This is a genomic window from Cysteiniphilum sp. QT6929, assembly GCF_030035755.1.
Classification (GTDB): Bacteria; Pseudomonadota; Gammaproteobacteria; order Francisellales; family Francisellaceae; genus Caedibacter; species Caedibacter litoralis.
Map to the genome: position 1 here is coordinate 1,249,555 of NZ_CP103983.1, position 17,236 is coordinate 1,266,790.

The following is a 17,236-nucleotide window of genomic DNA, read 5'->3' on the forward strand; positions in this document are numbered from 1 at the left end:
ACTTTCATATCGATATGTAGGGGCAATTCACGAATTGCCCTCTTATGAATTCCCCTCTAACGAATCGCTCTTTTTCCAAACAGTTTATGACATCATATTTTTCAAAACGGTCTGCAAAATGCCACCATTTTTCAAATAATCCACATCAACATCAGCATCTAGACGCGCCAACGCTTCAAAGATTGTTTTGTGACCATTAGTATGCACAGCTTCAACGATAACGTTCGCACGCGGTTTGACATTATCCAAGCCTTTGATATTAAAGGTTTCTGTACCATCTAAACCAAGCGTTTTAGCCGTTTGACCATTAACATACTGCAAAGGTAACACACCCATACCAACCAAGTTTGAACGGTGAATACGCTCATAACTCTCAGCGATCACAGCTTTAACACCTAATAGGAAAGTTCCTTTAGCTGCCCAGTCACGTGATGAACCTGTACCATATTCTTTACCTGCCAATACAACCAATGGGGTATTTGATGCTTTATATTTCATCGCTGCATCAAACACATATTCAATTGAACCATCTGGATGATATTTAGTAACCCCACCTTCTGTGCCAGGCGCTAATAAATTGCGAATACGAATATTAGCAAACGTACCACGCATCATCACTTCATGGTTACCACGACGTGAACCATACGAGTTAAAGTCTTTTTTCTCAACGCCATGCGCTTTCAAATATTGTCCTGCCGGATATTCCTCTGGAATAGAGCCCGCTGGAGAGATATGATCTGTTGTTACTGAGTCACCTAGCATCAACAATGTGCGCGCACCGACAATATCCAGCGAACCCTTACCTGAATCAGCAAAGTTCTCAAAGAAATTAGGGCATTGAATATACGTTGATTTCTCATCAAACTTATACAACTCACCCGTAGGCGCTGATAGTTTCTGCCAGTCTTTTGTGCCATCTAAAACCGTTGCGTAAGACTTCTCGAACATCTCATTGTTAATCACACGCGATTGCAATTCTGCGATATCGTGTGTGCTTGGCCATATATCTTTCAAGTAAACATCATGCCCATGCTGATCTTTACCAATTGGGTCATGTTCTGGATCAAAATCAACCGTTCCGGCAATCGCATACGCCACCACATGGATAGGAGATGCTAAGTAATTTGCTTTAACATCAGGGTTAATACGCCCTTCAAAGTTGCGGTTTCCTGAGCCAACCGATGCAACGACTAAATCACCTTTGTTGATCGCATCAACAATCGGTTGATCTAAAGGACCTGAGTTACCAATACAGGTGGTACAACCATAACCCACAACATCAAATTTCAATTGCTCTAAATACTTTAATAAGCCTGATTTTTCAAGGTATTGGGTAACAACTTGTGAACCAGGCGCTAGGGATGTTTTAACATAAGGCTTAACCGTTAAACCTTTTTCAACAGCCTTTTTCGCTAATAAACCTGCACCTAATAAAACAGATGGGTTAGATGTATTTGTACATGACGTAATCGCAGCAATTGCCACATCACCATGCTTTAATTCACAGTCCATGCCTTCAATTTTAACCGCCGTTTTGGTTTGCTCTTCTGTCAAACCAAAGCCATGCAAACCGGTTTCATGTGTTAAACATTTTTTGAAGTCAGCTTTCAAATCACGCATTGAAACGCGATCTTGTGGACGTTTAGGACCTGCTAATGTCGAATCTACCGTTGACATATCAAGCTCAATTACTGCCGTATATTGTGGCTCTTCTGCTGAATTGTGGCGGAATAAATATTGCTCTTCGTAGACTTTCTTTGCTAATTCAGCATATTCACCACGGTTACTGTTTTTAAAGAAGGCTAAAGTTACATCATCCACTGGGAAAAAGCCTATTGTCGCACCATACTCTGGCGCCATGTTGGCAATAGTTGCACGATCTGGAAGGGACAAATGTTTTAAACCGCCACCAAAGTATTCAACAAACTTACCAACCACACCATGCTTACGAAGAAGCTCAGTGATTGTTAATACCAAATCGGTTGCCGTGACACCTTCGCGTAATTTACCTGTTAACTTCACACCGATAACATCAGGCAATACCATGTAATAGGGTTGACCAAGCATAACCGCTTCAGCTTCAATACCGCCAACACCCCAGCCCATCACACCAACGCCATTAATCATAGTTGTGTGTGAATCAGTACCGACAAGAGTATCAGGATAGGCAACTTTCTCGCCATTTTGATCTTTAACCAAAATGCCTTTTGCTAAATACTCCAAGTTCACTTGGTGGATAATCCCCATGCCCGGTGGCACAACAACGAAATCATCAAATGCTTTTTGTCCCCATTTCAATAGTGAATAACGCTCACCATTGCGCTCAAACTCTTTGGCAACGTTTTTCTCAAGTGCATCTTTTGTGCCGTAATAATCTACTTGTACCGAGTGATCAATAACCATTGCTGTATCAACCAATGGATTAATTTTTTGTGGATTGCCTCCGGCATCTTTAATCGCTTGGCGCATAGCAGCCAAATCAACAACCGCAGGAACACCAGTAAAATCTTGCATTACCACACGTGCTGGCATGTGTGGAATCTCAGGGCGCACCTGAGCTTTAGCATCCCAATTAAGTACATTTTCAACATCAGACACTTTAACTTTGTAGTCATCAATATTGCGCAATTGGTTCTCAACCAATACACGAATAGAATACGGCAAACGCGTAATATCTTTGCCGGTTTCAGCTGCTAATTTCTGCAAGCTATAGGCGGTATATTGTTGACCTTTGGCGTCAATCAAAACCTTTGTTGAACGTTTTAAATCCGTCATGAGGATAGCTCCTTCTTTACTGTTTTTTCTGTCTATTGAGGCTTATTTCGGCGCTCATATTAGCCCAATTAGCTGCTTTTGTACAGCGTGATGCAAGCTTCATACAACAACCACTCAAGCTGGATAAATGAGATTAATTTTGCCCCATCATTGTAGCCTTGACCCACAAATACATAAATTCAGCTATATTTAAATCTAAATCAAATGTCATAACGATTGATTTAGGTGATAAATATCATGCAAACAACCAATAAACAGCACCATAAACTACTTAAGAAAATACTAAAGCCTGAGTACCTCGTATCATGTATTACAATTATCATGTTGTTTCGCCTTAGTCAGCACCTAGCAGAGCAAAAAGACAAAACAGCTGCACTTGATCTTGCCGAGTACTATTACATCTACGCAAGTATCACCTTAGCGATTTTAAGCTTATTTCTTATCTTTGTGATTGCCTACTATATTTACTTCAAAATTACGCGATTTATCCGTGAAACACGTAAAGTGATTTTAGGTTATAGCGATTATGAAACAACGCTCAAACAGGGTTATTTTTTCAAACAACATCTTAAGTTAAACCAATTGGTTAAAGATGTATTAAGGCGTCAAAAAAGCGATATGCTAACGATGCTGCATGACTTACGAACACCTTACACACGGCTATCATTTAAACTTGAGCTTGATTACAACGCTGCTTATAACGCTGTCAAAGAAGATATCAACGAGATAAAAGTGATCACAGGGCACTCATTGGCAAAGCTTAAAGAAAACCAACTACTCACTGAGCAAAAAGAACCGATTGAAATAAGAGGCTTTATCGAACAATTGTTTATCGATTATAAGCGCATGCTTATGCAAGATAACAAAGAGCTTACTCTACACTTAGCGCTTAAGATAGATCAAAAAATCTATGTCATGATCAAGCCTTTTAAACTAAAGCGCGTGCTCTATAACCTGCTAAACAATGCCATTGAGTATGCTAATACTAATATCCACTTATCGCTTGAGATCACTGAGCAACAAGTTCGCATCACCATAGCAGATGATGGCGTCATACAGCAAAATCTGGATTTGAATGCAATGAAGCAGCTTTTTTGGCATCACTCAAAAAATGGTCACGGTATCGGACTCTATTCAGTAGCGAAAATACTGGCTGAGCACCAAAGTGAACTGCAGTTCACACAAACTCATCATGGTAAAAGCTTTTATTTTGAGCTTAAACCCATTTGAAATATCTCTCAAATTCCACTATAACTTAGGACATCGCAATAATATGGATTAATCACAGATGGAACGTATTTTAATTGTTGAAGACGACGATTCGCTCGCGCAAATGATTGCGCGCTATCTTGAGCGGATGAATTATGAACTCCTGATCAAATCAACTGCCATTGACGCATTAGCTGCCGTTGAGGAAACATCCTTTGACTGCCTGTTACTTGATATTAATTTGGGGAGTGACAATGGCATTCAACTTTGCCAAAAAATACGTCAAGTTTATGATATGCCAATTATTATGATTTCAGCGATTAGCGACACCACGCAAAAGTCTTATTCATTAAACATTGGTGCAGATGATTATGTCACAAAGCCTTTTTCACTAGAGGAACTTGAAGCGCGCATTAGTGCAAATATTCGTCGCTACAATCAGATGCGTAAGGTAGATCAAGCACCCGAAGCATCAAGCGCATATAATTTTGAAGACTGGTGTTTTTATCCTGAGCAATATTTACTCGAACATAAAAACGGCGAAAAGGTTTATATTAAAAAGGTCAAAACGCAAATACTATTAATGCTTTTGCAACACAATGGCGTTGTTGAGAAGAAACTTATTCATAAAAAATGTTATGACGAACCTTTTGATAGTTTTGATCGACGTATCGACGTGCATATTTCACAACTAAGGAAAATTCTTGGTAAAGAGATGATTGAAACCGTTCATTCCATCGGTTTTGTACTAAATCACTAGGATACTAAGATGAACGATAAACAAATGTTTCACCGTTATTTCTTAATCTATCTACTATTAATTGCCGTTTATTTTATCAACTTGAGCCTTATCGATGATAAATATGCGATCACCTTACAACTGGATGATTTTTTTAATCGTACTGAAGGCATTTTATTTGCACTACCTTGGATCATTCTTCTGCCTAGCACTTATGGTTTTATGCGCCAAAACACCCAAATGATGCAAAACATTATGCTTGTTGCAGGTCTTATTTCAATGCTATTTTACGCTGTTGTTTATGATTACTTCCCACATCATAGTGTTCTATATCTTGCCATGCTTTTTAATGGCGGATTGGTTTTTGCGTTGCCACTTGCCATGATTAATACACTTCAGCGCGCAGCTTATGCATTATTTTTTGTTATTTATTTCGTTATATGTGATCTTTTATTTTTATACATCGATATGCATATTTTTATCTTATATATAGCCGCTCCTGCCTTAGCGATTGTCCTAACTGCCAATTTACTCTCTAGCAAATGGCAACATAAGAAGCCTCGACCAATCACTGTGATGGCTTATTTGCTTTTAGCCGATCGTAAGGCATCAGTTACTTTTCTAAGCTATACAGCAATCTTAATCATTATTACATTGCTATCAGTATGTGTCACAACCCTCTCACCACTAGAATGGGTACAAGCCATAAGTTATCTAATTGGCTGCATAATCATGTATTTTGTGATTTATCGCAAACTTTTGATTAAGCCCCATTTGGCACTGCTTATAACACTACTGATCAACGCTTACTATGAATACTTCTTTATCGCATCCGTTGTGACTTACTTGATGCTGACGATTGATCTATCTAAACATATTGGCAAGCGTGATATCCTTATCTTTGCGAGCTTTATTTTCTATCTTGTTGTTATCTATAACACACTACTTGCTAATGTGCTTTTGGCACTTTTCTGATTAAACACACTCTGCATGCCAATAACCTTCGTTGCTATAAGGACGATACTGCTTGAAGGAGACATCACATTTTATCTTTTGGTTCTTAGATAATAAAAACGCATTATCTGGCTTTAACTGATAACGATCATAACTCATCGTTGGGATATATTCTGCTGGCGCACCACTATTCACCAATATTCTAAAACGGGCTTGATTACCTTGCGTCAGTAGATATTGATTAATAGTTGCATTTTGAATATTGTTCTGCGTATCCCCCGTGACTTCACCTTTTTCACTGGCATGCCATAACACATTAGGTTGAACAAATATTTTTTGACTATCATTTTCTGTAGCAATTGCAATTTCAGGTCTTGCCCATGTCCCGCTATTAATATTAACTTCTACCAATGTTTTACTTGGCAGAGCAATGGCTTGGTTAAATAAAGATAAGGTCACACTGATGATAGTCGTACTTAGAAATAGTGTAAATTTCATGTCATCCCCTTAAACTCATTAGATTGGCTATACAGGAGTACAGCTTGACGTCCAGTATGATGTATGCCCTGCGGAAACATAACTGACCGTGCACTTTCTTGTCTTACCATAACTTAGATCAAAAGCAGGGGCGACGACTTGCTGATAACCATTCATTGCAACAGTTGGCACCATACCTTCACCACTACCATCATCCGCAAGCAATCTAAAAGATACTGTATTGCCATTGCTCTTTAAGAAAGTATCAATGCTAGCATTTTTAATATTGTTCATCGTTTTGCCATCAATGATATTTTGCTCAGATGCCGGCCAATAAACATTAGGCACCTGATGTGTAAAGGGTGTATCATCTCGCGTTGCAATTGCAACAGCAGGTGCCGCTTGTGTCCCGCTATTGACGGTTATTTCAACTTTTGTATTATGTCCAAAATCAACTGTTTGCACATTACGAGAGGTATTTTCACCCGCTGCAGCTATTGCACCGCTTGCCATTACTGTTAACGCCAACACTGTTAAAGTTGTTTTTTTAATCATTTTCATATCGATTATCCTCTTTTTGTTTCAATTGATTTTCTAAATATGAAAGTTATTTTTTATGCTGTGAACTCACAATATCAGCGTTTGCTTTAATATGACTGCCTGTGCTGTCATGAGATGTATTGTAAAAAAGTCTTTGTAAAGCTGCTGTTTTCAAAACGTAAGAAAAATGTAAATTGGGCAATGAATCATCACACTTTACTCACATGCTCGACACCTGAACTAACCAATCATCATGATTTGCGGTTGTTTTAAGCATCAACATACATCCTTGCTGCTGAAAGCCTTGGCGATCACATAAATACTTCTGCTGATAACTATTTTTTTGCCAGAAAGAGTGCTGAGTATAAGTTGAATCCGGCATAAAGTAGCTGAAATCCAAATCATCTAACGACTTAAAATCGTCATAAAAATTCTCTTGTGGGAACCCTATTTGATTAATAATCATCGCCAAATCATTTCCTGAGACTTGATAATGACAAGATAAGCCGCTACCTGACTGGCGCTTTGGATAATGTTTATTGTACATGCGCGCACCCATCCAACCAGAGCTAAGCTCAGCATAGTCAAAGCGCACTAAACCCGTCAGACTCTGCTGCTGTTGATACATGCGACTGCATTGGCATTCATATTGTTTAACCCAAAGTATCTCAATATTTTTGAACCTATCTTTTGCAATAACTCGGGCATGACTTGCCAGTGGCGCTCTATCATCCTGAAGATAGCTTGCAACTTGCGCCTCTGTAGGACATTGAAAAACAGCAAGGCTTTGGGCTTGCAAAAGTAATGGTACTAAAGCAATAAAAACAGTAACTGATCTTTTTAAATTTAACATCATAACGCTTAATATTAGTGACTATTGTTTGAATACATCTTGTGCATGCTTAGCAAGCTTATTAACATTAGCACCTGTGACTTCAGATGTTATATCTGCGGTTTGATTAATTGCCCAAAACATCACACCACCATAACCTTGTTGCTGGATCGATTCTATTATACCTTTATCAGTATCTTCACCTTCCCAAATACCACCTGCTGCCTGCCCTCCTGGCTCAAACCCCATCACAATCTTGCTTTTTGTTATGTATTTTGCAAATGCATTAAGTACATTTTCATATGCTTCAGGTGAAAAACCTGTAGCTGGCGAGTCAAGGTCAGTTGGTGGCACATCATACATCATAATATTAACCCAATTAACAGTTTTATCTAATGAACTTCCTTTGGAGTTTAGTACTTTTTGGATTGCTAATCCTTCGCCATCACTATTAAATGCTGTGTATTTTTGAGGACGAGAATCATTATCCCAGAATGCATTAAAGCGAGTGGTATAACCAATTTCTTTATCTTGCATACCAGCAGCATCTAGCTTTTGGCGTAAGGTAAGCAGTGTATTAGCTAATACTTCTATTTGTTGATCACGCAAGCTAGAATCATCACTTAAATGCTCCCAGTCAAAATCAACACCATCTCCTTTTGTTTTTAATAAGGTGACAATTTTATCTGTTAGCAAATCTACTTGTTCTGGAGATATCGTTTGCGTTAAGTCTGACCAACCACCAATTGCCCATATAAACTTAGCATGATTTTGCTCAACCGAATCAATAATGGCATTGATAACATCGCCACGCCAACTTAAGTCTTTTGAGGTGATAACTTTGACAATGTCATCTGGCACATACGCCTCATAAATGGCATTTCCATCCCAACCTTGAGCATGTGGAGCATCTGGATTCGGTATTGGGTCTAGTGTCAAAAATGAATAATACACATGTGTCATCGGTGCAATATCATTATCATAATAAGTACTATTTTTTGCATCGCCCTGACCAGGATTGATAGCAGGTTTCCAGTTCTCCCAATACCCAGAGATAAACTTTGGATCACTTACCTTGTGATATTTAATCGCTAATGCTTGTTGATCCTGATCAGCTTTAAAGTTACTTGGTGTGATTTTTGCCGAATAATGTGCGTTGCCCACATAATAAGAAGATGCATCAGCATACCAATTAAGGTTATTGCGCGGAATATTTTGCACAGGGTAGCTGCCATTGTGATCCAATGTAATTGGTGCAATTGACGCACCTTTTTCATCCTTCAAGTTAAGCTCAGCTTTAGCATCCTTTGGCAATCCCGACACTGTAATACTAACTTTCTCTGGTAAGATTTTCTCCAACTGATAAGTGATCTTAGCAGGCGTTATTTTATCTGTTTGGATCGTAATATCGCGAGTTAGTTGCTCTTTGCCTTGTGGCTTATATTCGTAATCACCCTCAATAAATGAAGTAAGATTAAGTTTATAATGCACACCTTCTGCAGATGATCTAAGCCCATCAATGAAGTTTGCCTTCCACTTTAAATCCCCTTCCTTAACAACGACATTATCCATGGTTGTAATGACATAATGTGGGTGTGTTTCAGGCGTTGATCCTTGTACAGTTGATGTGACTTTTAATGTTCCAGTTTCCACGGGCAACTGTTTATACTTTATCTGAACTGATTGTGTTTGCCCGTTGCCAACTACAAAGCTTGCTGGATCCGCTGATCCTGTCGCTTCATCTAAAGATGGTACGCTAATAGTTATTTTCGCTGTATCTTGATCGCTATTTAATGGCACTTTGACATCAAGCTTAGTATTCCATGGCTGATTATTAATCTCAGTGAGTTTATTGCCATCTTTATAAATAATAACATCAGCTAGGTGTCCTTCTTGGATAAATCCTGGTTTTTCTGGCAACTCAACTGAAATATGTGCCTGAGATACTGGCGTCACAGGACCAACATGGAAGTTGCTTATATTAAACTCATTACTTGATGGCGAAAATTGCATTGTCACCGACTGGTTTGCAGGTAATGTATATGGCTCATCTGGCCACCATTTTTTCACACTCACAGACACAGTATTGTCATCTTGCGTCAATTGAGTTTTACCATCGATTCCCCAAATAGAGCTGACCTTAACAGCATGATCAACATCAAAGCTGATTGGGTTATTGTATAAGTCTGTTGGTTCATCACAGTGAAATGTGACACTCCCTGTCCAACCAGAACTGGAAGAGTCCAGCACACAGTTAGCCATAGTGATCGTTGACAATGAAGTTAAAATCGCCGATGCGATGAGTTTTTTACTAAGTTTCATTATTACTCCTTTTGGATTGTTATAGGGATAGAAATTGCTACGGGATATTCTAAGAATTGATATGAATAAAAAGCGGTCTTCAAATGTAAAAAATAAGTAAATAGTTGCAAAACATACCGATCAATTGACTTAATTTACTGGGGTTACGCACTTTTGCTATTTCAACACCCCGCCTCGCAAGCTCGGCACCCCTCTTGCGAAGAGGGGAATTAAAATTACCGTTGCCCAATTCCCCTCTTTGCAAGAGGGGTGGCAGTCGTAGACTGACGGGGTGTTTATAAAATCATAGCTTTTCTAAATACGCAACTTCAGTTATTTACTGATTGACAACCGTTTTGGTTAAGCTTGCTAAGACATAAAGAATCTCGTGATAGCTTTGCGTTGCTGATTGTCCTGTTTTCTCAGAAAGCGCTTCAGATGCTAACACTGTAAGCTTTGCAACTTCATTGCCCTGTTCGGCACTATCGACCACTATTTGATAGTTTGTTACATCCCCTGACACCATAAAATCAATCACTTGCACACGATCAGATGCCGATTGTACTGTTTGATCAACTTGCGCCATTACCTCACGCATTTTGTCATTAAAAATATGCTTATTAAATAATTTAGCATTTTGGATTTGCTCATTGATCTGTGATACTTGCTTGGCAATATCACGAGATTTTGCACTCACTAATGCTAATTGCTGAAATTTTGGATTCGCCTGTAAAGAACCAATAACACTATTTAACTGATCATCCGTTATATTGACAATACTTTTTGTCCCATCAATTATTTTATTAATCATCATAAATAATTGCTGTGGATAGTCATAAGCTAACTGGTTTAACATTGCCCAGCTTTTAATGGCTTCGTCTTTATCTTGCTGTTTGTTGATCGCTGCAATCCCTTCAACAATAAAGTAGTTACTCATATCATTGATGTAGTTGCCATTTTGCCACATGTTGCTACGCTCATTCCAAATCGTATTAAAATCACTCTCGATGGCTTGGGTTAATACAGGTACTTCAACAAAGTTTTGAGTTTGTAAAGCTGCAGTTAGCCCTTGAATACTGTTATTGATATGCCCAATGCTAAATTTCACCTTGTTATAGCTTGCTTTATAAGGTAAGAATCCAGTTTGAGCGCTTTGTACAATCGAATTAAGCTCATCAAGTGCTGAAATCATTCTTAAGTGCTTAATATCTTCACTTAAATGCTTAAGATCCGTCACTGCAGGTGATTTCATCGTAATGCTTGAGTAATCACTGACTTGTTGATAAACCTCTCCACCATTGTGAACACTTGCTAAAGCAGCACTTGCTGCCGCTGTCATCATGATTGTAGAAAGTAGTTTTTTCATTGTTTATTTCCTCTTAGTTTTTATATTAAATTTACTACCTTTTCGGTGGTTCAAATTTAACCAACTGAACTTTCCCGAATTTTGTAAGAATTTGCTATGGATGAGCTGCAGACCAAAGTTTATCCCTATATCTTAGGGTTGCTAAAAAACAGGAGCAACTCATCGATGGATACCTTACAACCTTTACTTAATCACTTGCAAGCACTTTTTAAAAGAAGCACTCAAAAAGGACGGCTTTTTAGTGCAGTGATTTTAGCAATGATTATACCTATCGGTTCTGGTATCAGTAGTCAAATTTATCGTAAACTCGTTCAGATAATAGGTTACTCACTTAGCAGAACACGCTTTTATCGCTTTATGGCAAGTAAATGCTTTAACTGGGATGTGATTTGGAAAGCTATATTCAAACTGATTCCATTACCATTGACTGATGGACGCCTTATCATAGCCTTAGATGACTCTACCACGCCTAAAAGCGGTAAGGAAATATTTGGTTGTGAGCATTTCTTTGATCATGCAGCCAAGCACAATCAAAGTAAATACCCTTGGTCACAGTGCTTTGTTCAACTGGGGCTCTTAAAGTTCATTCATACCCGTTGGGCATTTTTGCCATTGTTGACGCGATTTTATCACTCTAGCAACAAAGCAGCGGCTGAGTGTTTTAACAGTAAAATTACACTGGCCTGCCAAATGATTCTTAAGCTTAGCACCTGGACAAAATCCCCCATTCTTATTGTGACTGATTCATGGTTTGGTAATGGTAAATTGTACAACCCGTTAAAAGATCAACTAGGTAATCGAGTCCATATCCTCACCATGTTACGCAAAAACAGTGTTTTATACGGTTTTCCTGAGGTTATCGAAGGTAAAACATGTGGGCGTCCTGCAAAATATGGTGCCAAAGCAGGTTCTGTTAGGGATTTGGCAAATGAATATAAAGCTAAAGCCCAAAAAGTCACAAGCTTTGTTTATGGTAAAAAGCGTGACATGCTTGTCTACGAGAAAAACTTCATGTCTAAAGCTTTTAAATGCCCGATAAAAGTTGTCTTTGCCTATTACAAAAATCACTTCGTTGCTTTAGCAACAACAGACTTAAGCTTAAGCGTAACGCAGATATTGGAGTACTATAGCGCACGGTGGAAGATCGAGTCTGGTTTCAAAGAGCTCAAACATGACATCGGCAGCCAAAAAGCCCAAGTAAGATTGGAGCATTCGGTGATAAACCACTTGAATATGTGCATGCTTGCCATTACGATTATTTGGATCGCTGTCATGCATCTTCCAAGTGATGCAGTCAATGAGCTAACACATAATGGCACTAAGCCGCAATACACCTTTTCTGCGGCACGAAAGTTGTTGATAAAGCGTCAGAATAAACTCAGGGTTTGTCAAAATGGTGAATCTGAGCTAAAAAATCATAGAAATTCATGGATTCAAATGATTATTGGGCTTGCCGCTTAACAAAACTTGGGAAAGTTCAGTTTAACCAAATACCAAATGATTTAAAAACAAACAAAAACGCACATAGCTGTGCAAAAACATTGATTTAAAAAGTCTCAAAATATGAGAAAACTTAAATCACCCAAATACAATATTTAAGATACATCATGAGAAAATTATTAACACAACACGTAAAGACAATGTTTGCTTTTACACTATGCTGCCAATTTATCTCATCCAATGAGGTATATGTTGGCACCTATACTGAATGGGGCACACCCCCTGGTCATGGCATTTATCATTTTAATATTTCAGATACTGGACAAACAAGCCCTATAACACTTGCAACACATGGTGATGATAAGTCTTTAAATCCAACATATTTGTTAAAAGATCATGATCTGATATACAGCACCAATGAACTTGAGTCTGGTCAGATCACCACCTACCAAAGCAATATAAATAAGACATTGAGTAAAATAACACTATCTAGCAGTAAGCTTGCCAATCCAGTGCACGCTTTAAAAAGTAAACTGTACCCTGTGATGATTGTTGCCAATTATGGTAACGCAGCAGGCGAAGAATCAGGGATCTCGCTACTCCAGATTAATAATGATGGCACACTTGATGCTAAACCACTTCAAGTTATTCCTTATCATGATCATAGCATTGATCCTGAACGACAATCTGGATCTCATGTTCATGGCATTGAAAGCACTGTTATTCATGGGGTCGAGTATGTTTTTATTTGTGATTTAGGAGGTGATACGATAACGGTTTATCGCCTTGATGGATCAACGCATGAGCTAGTACTATTAAGTGTGATCAAGACGATTTCTGGCGCAGGTCCAAGGCATGCGCTTATGAGTCCAAACAAAAAATACCTATATGTTGTGAACGAGTTAAACTCGAGTATTAGTGTTTTTAAGTTTGACATTAACACCGGAAAATTAACCTATATTTCTTCTCAGTCAACAACCTTAAGCTCGCCACAAAATTCATCAGAAAGAAACTATCCCGCTGAACTTGTACTTTCAAAAAACAGCACAAAACATGATTACTATTTATATGTTTCCAATAGAGGGATCAATAGCATTGCTAAATTTAAGCTCAAACAAAACGAAGAAATGCTAAAGCTGCAAAATGAATATGACGCTTTTGGTAATTACCCTAGAGATCTAGCGATTGATAACACTGGAGAATATCTTGTTGCAGCTAATCAGCTGTCAAACAACATTAGTATTTTTAAGATTGACCATAGCGGAGCGCTTGACTTTCTCCAGCATGTAGATGTTAATTCGCCTGTGACAGTTACCTTTTAAGTCTATACTTGTCAGCAAACCCATTTCATGACATGCACTGTTAAAGACAGTGTTTTGAGCCATTATTTTCAATTTCTCTGAAGTTCTGTATGGGAGCTCTTTAGTATCGTAATACTGTGTTTTACAGATAATTTACAGAACATGCACAACAATATAACTGATTTCAAATTAATCTACGCCTGTTCCAACCAAACATAGGCATCAAAAAGTATGAAAAAATTAACACTTGCTTCTTTAATAACAACCTCAATACTAGCATATGCAAATAATGCTTTAGCAAATCAATCTTTTAATTACACAAACACTTATGTTCCTGTTATTGAAAATATGCATGCTCAGAATAGTAATAGCAGTCAGCAACCTCATGAGCATATTGTATTATTTTCGATTCCTGAGGTTTCACCAAGACCATACATGCCAAATCAAATTTATTTTGAAGCGACTATTGAATACCTAGGAGTTGATGGTAAAAAGCACACTGATGAAGTTCATATTACACCTACAACATCTGGCACTATAGTTAATAGTAATAATGACATTAGTATTGCTCCTAATAATTTTGCATTTGATTATTATTTCAAAGTAATGCCTAAGAATGTTGATAGTATTTCGATTTTCATCTCTGAAAAGTTTGCTCTTAATTCTACGAACTCAATACCTGGACATTATAGTGATGCACGCCCCGATCATTACAATGAAAGTGAAATTCAAAACTGTATTGCCACCCTAGATCAAGAGCGTCCAATAAATGTTGTGTTAGACAACTCACAACAAAGCGCCTATAACAGCGGTACTAATGCAACGCCTTTTTATGTGCAACTCTTTCTTAAAGATGGTTCTGTCTTGAATCCAGATGACTCTAAATGTGGCTTTTTATATCAATCCATTAGCTTTAGCGATAATCAAACTCAAATCTCAGGCACGATGAATGTTAATGATCCATATGCTATCGTATCTGAAACTGATATCCAAAATAACTACACACCAACTTTTGGTACTAAGCTTAGTCATCAAAAAAAAGGTCAAGGTTATTACCTTTTTACCCAAATTGCAGATGGTCGCAATATTACTTTAACTGCAAATCTTCCTACAGGACAAAACGCTGCTGCAGAAAATTTAAACGTCCAAACACATAATGTTGATCTGAGCAGCTATTTTGGGACTGGAAATGATTATAACTATATTGCAGACAAATATGGCGATACCAGTGGCTCTTATGGACAGCGTTATATTGTTTTAAAAGATGGTGAAAACACTTATAAACCCTTTACACTAAAAAATGCTGAGGGGGGAATATTAGCGCCAACACTTATCAACACGGACAACCCAGATTTATCAGGCGAATATTTTACACAGCCTTATGAGCTTGACTTGTTTGCTTGCGATGCTAACGACCTTATTTATAGCAACAAAAAAGTAATTGGATGTAAAGTAAATCATATTGGTTACTTCTCACAGGCGACAGGAGCTTATCAATCAACAACAGCTATTTTGCTAAGAGACAGTGCTAGCATTCAAGACAGAGTCGATAATGGTGAGCCAAATACCGTTTTGCCTTACTATGGTATTGCATTTGATGGGAATGGCTTTTATGGTAATTTTAATGCATCACAAGATGATGCAAGCTTAAAGCGATTTTCTATTGATCATACCAATTATGCAATTAATCGAGTATACGAGTTAAGTAATTATAATGATGATCAATTAACTTTTAATGGTTTAGATTACTATTTAGATAAAAAAGCACTCAGTACATCAGGTGCTATCGCCATGGATTTTAATACCAGTGACTCGATGCCAAAAGACTTTACTAATAACGGGTTTGTAAGTAATTTTTATATTCAAGGTCCTGCTACTACGGTTGCACCAATCAGCGTCCGTGTACCAGTTTCATTTTTAGACAATAATCGCGCGGGGATTCTTGCTTACATCCCTTCTGTTAAATACACCTCAGACACCTATGGCGCTGGGACTTTCTACTTTAGCTACACAATGCCTAATGGAATAATGAATATGCATGACAAAATACCTGTATTAAGTGCATATGGAAAAGATGGCGGAAGTAATCTTATGGCTTTTCTTAACCCTGAGATGCTTAACAAGGTAGATATGTGCGGTGACACAAATCATGTAACTTCCTCTTTACCAATACCTGAAAAAGCGGGAATAAATGATCTGATATATGTTGCAGAAACTGGCTTGGCGCTACAGGTATCGATGTTTAGAAACGCATTCCCTGGCTACAATTTTAACTATAGATCATATGATCAGGCAAAGGGCAGTGGTTTAATGCTCTCGCGTGGCGGCACTGGTGGCATATTAACACCAGATGTAATTTCGCTTTAAGTATTCATTTAAAAGAAATAGGTAAATGTTATGAAAACAGTACAAAAAATAATATTGTCAACGTTAATCTCGATTGCGGCGCTAAGCGTTATAAACAACGCGCAAGCCTCTGGCGATAGTGCAAACTATGGATGTCAAATTAGTAGTGATTTAATGACGGCCAGCTACCCTATGGTGAATTATGTTAACCCATTAAGCATTCCTTTAGCATACTGGGTACATAAGGCAATTGGCACAGATAAATGGGCTGATGTAAGAATGTATACAGGGACTACTGACACCCGCTTTGCATCTATTCACTCCACCGATGTCTTGATTAACTTGCCACCGAAAGCAACCGGCTATGTTTTGCAAGATACTGAGGGCAATGATAATAACTATTTTACATTATCTGCACTAAATGTTAGCCCCTCTGAATCAGCTTACGGTCAAAGCTATGTTCAAATTGACTATCAGTCAGGTACAGGCGGGACAAGTTGGATGCAAAAATATGATAGAAATGATGGCTCTAATAATGGATGGTATAATTTTGGTATTGCATCTTTTTCTATTGGCAGTGATTCATCATGGAGTAATTGGTCTCAGGCATGGGGAAATAAGATGGCGATTGCGCGCGCTACAGGTGCTTATCAGCGCAATAATTCATACTATATTATGTGGCCAGGTTATGTCAGTAGTGATGCACCGGATGGTTATACATATAACACGATTGACACATTACTTCAAAAAGGTGGCTACTATACAGGCAGTGGCTCCAATATTACGTATCAGTGCACCCCACCTCTTGAAACTGTATCCAACTATGACACTGATAACGCTATGGATAAAAATGTCAACCCACTAGTGCGCATTATGAGTGTTAATAATGCCGGTATTGCAATTAATATGGCTCAAGGGCAGCCACTTTTACTAATGTAAAATAAATGTAAAACATA

Annotated in this window: 13 protein-coding genes; 7 read left to right on the plus strand and 6 right to left on the minus strand. The window is 38.1% G+C overall.

Annotated features, from left to right (window positions below; translation table 11 throughout):
* Positions 1-84: 84 nt before the first annotated feature.
* Entirely contained in the window at positions 85-2,775 is a 2,691-nt protein-coding gene (gene acnA, locus NYP54_RS05250; protein ID WP_283157459.1) for an aconitate hydratase AcnA, read from the minus strand.
* A gap of 237 nt (positions 2,776-3,012) precedes the next feature.
* Between acnA and NYP54_RS05255 the strand changes: the two genes are divergently transcribed.
* The 3 genes from NYP54_RS05255 to NYP54_RS05265 are packed head-to-tail and all read left to right on the plus strand — an operon-like array spanning position 3,013 to position 5,698.
* On the plus strand, positions 3,013-4,005 hold the full coding sequence (locus NYP54_RS05255; RefSeq protein WP_283157460.1) for a HAMP domain-containing sensor histidine kinase: 993 nt from the start codon (positions 3,013-3,015) through the stop codon (positions 4,003-4,005).
* A gap of 58 nt (positions 4,006-4,063) precedes the next feature.
* Complete coding sequence (locus NYP54_RS05260; protein ID WP_283157461.1) at positions 4,064-4,744, plus strand: response regulator transcription factor; 681 nt, start codon at positions 4,064-4,066, stop codon at positions 4,742-4,744.
* 9 nt (positions 4,745-4,753) lie between these two features.
* Positions 4,754-5,698: a hypothetical protein gene (locus NYP54_RS05265; RefSeq protein WP_283157462.1), complete on the plus strand. Its 945-nt coding sequence runs from the start codon at positions 4,754-4,756 to the stop codon at positions 5,696-5,698.
* Here NYP54_RS05265 and NYP54_RS05270 read toward each other — a convergent pair whose 3' ends face one another.
* The 5 genes from NYP54_RS05270 to NYP54_RS05290 form a co-directional block, all read right to left on the minus strand.
* Positions 5,699-6,175, minus strand: a complete 477-nt coding sequence (locus tag NYP54_RS05270) for a hypothetical protein (RefSeq protein WP_283157463.1) — start codon at positions 6,173-6,175, stop codon at positions 5,699-5,701.
* A gap of 27 nt (positions 6,176-6,202) precedes the next feature.
* On the minus strand, positions 6,203-6,715 hold the full coding sequence (locus tag NYP54_RS05275; protein ID WP_283157464.1) for a hypothetical protein: 513 nt from the start codon (positions 6,713-6,715) through the stop codon (positions 6,203-6,205).
* A gap of 199 nt (positions 6,716-6,914) precedes the next feature.
* Positions 6,915-7,550: a hypothetical protein gene (locus NYP54_RS05280; RefSeq protein WP_283157465.1), complete on the minus strand. Its 636-nt coding sequence runs from the start codon at positions 7,548-7,550 to the stop codon at positions 6,915-6,917.
* An 18-nt stretch (positions 7,551-7,568) separates the two neighbouring features.
* Entirely contained in the window at positions 7,569-9,848 is a 2,280-nt protein-coding gene (locus NYP54_RS05285; protein ID WP_283157466.1) for a glycosyl hydrolase family 18 protein, read from the minus strand.
* Positions 9,849-10,164: 316 nt separating this feature from the next.
* On the minus strand, positions 10,165-11,193 hold the full coding sequence (locus NYP54_RS05290; protein ID WP_283157467.1) for a hypothetical protein: 1,029 nt from the start codon (positions 11,191-11,193) through the stop codon (positions 10,165-10,167).
* A gap of 96 nt (positions 11,194-11,289) precedes the next feature.
* On the opposite strand from NYP54_RS05290, the gene NYP54_RS05295 reads away from it, so the two are divergent.
* The 4 genes from NYP54_RS05295 to NYP54_RS05310 all read left to right on the plus strand — a co-directional run bounded on the left by NYP54_RS05295 (position 11,290) and on the right by NYP54_RS05310 (position 17,219).
* Positions 11,290-12,654 carry a transposase gene (locus NYP54_RS05295; protein WP_283156153.1) on the plus strand — a complete coding sequence of 455 codons (1,365 nt, stop codon included), beginning with the start codon at positions 11,290-11,292 and terminating at the stop codon, positions 12,652-12,654.
* 146 nt (positions 12,655-12,800) lie between these two features.
* Positions 12,801-13,955 (plus strand): lactonase family protein, encoded by a 1,155-nt coding sequence (locus tag NYP54_RS05300; RefSeq protein WP_283157468.1) that lies wholly within the window; start codon positions 12,801-12,803, stop codon positions 13,953-13,955.
* Between the two features lie 210 nt (positions 13,956-14,165).
* Positions 14,166-16,301 carry a hypothetical protein gene (locus NYP54_RS05305; RefSeq protein WP_283157469.1) on the plus strand — a complete coding sequence of 712 codons (2,136 nt, stop codon included), beginning with the start codon at positions 14,166-14,168 and terminating at the stop codon, positions 16,299-16,301.
* Between the two features lie 30 nt (positions 16,302-16,331).
* Positions 16,332-17,219, plus strand: a complete 888-nt coding sequence (locus NYP54_RS05310) for a hypothetical protein (protein WP_283157470.1) — start codon at positions 16,332-16,334, stop codon at positions 17,217-17,219.
* Positions 17,220-17,236: the final 17 nt, after the last annotated feature.

Excerpts from the sequence above, each read along its gene's own strand:
- acnA (WP_283157459.1), bottom strand. The coding sequence starts at position 2,775 with ATGACGGATTTAAAACGTTCAACAAAGGTTTTGATTGACGCCAAAGGT.
- NYP54_RS05255 (WP_283157460.1), top strand. The coding sequence starts at position 3,013 with ATGCAAACAACCAATAAACAGCACCATAAACTACTTAAGAAAATACTA.
- NYP54_RS05260 (WP_283157461.1), top strand. The coding sequence starts at position 4,064 with ATGGAACGTATTTTAATTGTTGAAGACGACGATTCGCTCGCGCAAATG.
- NYP54_RS05265 (WP_283157462.1), top strand. The coding sequence starts at position 4,754 with ATGAACGATAAACAAATGTTTCACCGTTATTTCTTAATCTATCTACTA.
- NYP54_RS05270 (WP_283157463.1), bottom strand. The coding sequence starts at position 6,175 with ATGAAATTTACACTATTTCTAAGTACGACTATCATCAGTGTGACCTTA.
- NYP54_RS05275 (WP_283157464.1), bottom strand. The coding sequence starts at position 6,715 with ATGAAAATGATTAAAAAAACAACTTTAACAGTGTTGGCGTTAACAGTA.
- NYP54_RS05280 (WP_283157465.1), bottom strand. The coding sequence starts at position 7,550 with ATGATGTTAAATTTAAAAAGATCAGTTACTGTTTTTATTGCTTTAGTA.
- NYP54_RS05285 (WP_283157466.1), bottom strand. The coding sequence starts at position 9,848 with ATGAAACTTAGTAAAAAACTCATCGCATCGGCGATTTTAACTTCATTG.
- NYP54_RS05290 (WP_283157467.1), bottom strand. The coding sequence starts at position 11,193 with ATGAAAAAACTACTTTCTACAATCATGATGACAGCGGCAGCAAGTGCT.
- NYP54_RS05295 (WP_283156153.1), top strand. The coding sequence starts at position 11,290 with ATGGATGAGCTGCAGACCAAAGTTTATCCCTATATCTTAGGGTTGCTA.
- NYP54_RS05300 (WP_283157468.1), top strand. The coding sequence starts at position 12,801 with ATGAGAAAATTATTAACACAACACGTAAAGACAATGTTTGCTTTTACA.
- NYP54_RS05305 (WP_283157469.1), top strand. The coding sequence starts at position 14,166 with ATGAAAAAATTAACACTTGCTTCTTTAATAACAACCTCAATACTAGCA.
- NYP54_RS05310 (WP_283157470.1), top strand. The coding sequence starts at position 16,332 with ATGAAAACAGTACAAAAAATAATATTGTCAACGTTAATCTCGATTGCG.